Source organism: Paenibacillus aurantiacus (genome assembly GCF_042431225.1).
GTDB classification, from domain to species: Bacteria; Bacillota; Bacilli; order Paenibacillales; family Paenibacillaceae; genus Paenibacillus_Z; species Paenibacillus_Z aurantiacus.
The window spans coordinates 1-930 of sequence record NZ_JBHMDO010000060.1 but is presented as its reverse complement, the minus strand read 5'-3'; the positions used below and the strand labels follow the sequence as shown (position 1 = coordinate 930).

Sequence of the window (930 nt, the reverse complement as noted above, 5' to 3'; positions counted from 1 at the left end):
GCAAATGCTACGAGTTTTTTGGCGTGATCAAACGAGGAAACATCCCCAACCTCTGCAAGAATAGTTGCAGCGAGCTTATCTCCGATCCCAGGAATAGAGCACAACAAGTCAAAGCCTGGGATGCTAGTTGCTTTTGCCTTCATGGCCTGCTCAAGCTCCGCTAAATGGTTTTGATACTCCATGAGTAAATCAATCATTAGGAGAAGAGCTCTGACTTGTGAAGGGCTACAATCGACGATGAGGCTGTTATTAGCGGCATGGATAATCGCATCTGCTTTATTGGATGCCCAGGCAAGAGAGCGATTGCATTGCGCATGTACGGATGCCTCAATCTCATGATGACCTGCAGCAAGAACTTGTTCAGGTGTTGGATACCTCTTCAGCACCTCAAGTGAGGTTTTGGAGAATAGCTGACCAAATAGACTAGCATACAAGGGAAATACTTGATCTAGTATAGATTGAAAGTTAAGCTGGGCCTGGACATAGGTATGGCTGATCATTTCGTGCTGCCTACTTAAGAATCGAAGTTCGTCCTGCTCAAAAGGCCGTGGCTGGGCTACCTTGAGGTCCTCTTTAAAATAGAGCTCAGCTAGATGTCTAGCATCTTCAGCATCCGTCTTCACTTTCCTAAGTTTGGATTTACGAGCTCGTTGTGGAATAAGCGGATTGAGCGTAATGACTTCATATCCCTTCTTCTTCAATACGGATACAATCCCTAGATGGTAATGTCCTGTTGATTCAAGAACCACAACTGGTCTCAGACCGGTTAAAACCTCAATCTCCTGCAATTTCATAAGCAGCTTATTCATTTCATCATGGGTATGCTGAAATCGAAAGGATTTCCCATACGGTTTGTTTCTTTCAAGCAAAATGAACCCTTCACTTTCTCCTTTTGACACATCAATACCGATTACAGGTCTCATAAATCCT

Annotated in this window: 1 protein-coding gene; it reads right to left on the bottom strand. The window is 44.0% G+C overall.

The genetic code is table 11. The features are described from left to right. The coding region (locus ACFFSY_RS35095; protein WP_377503245.1) for an IS110 family RNA-guided transposase at positions 1-930 on the bottom strand (930 nt) is incomplete at both ends.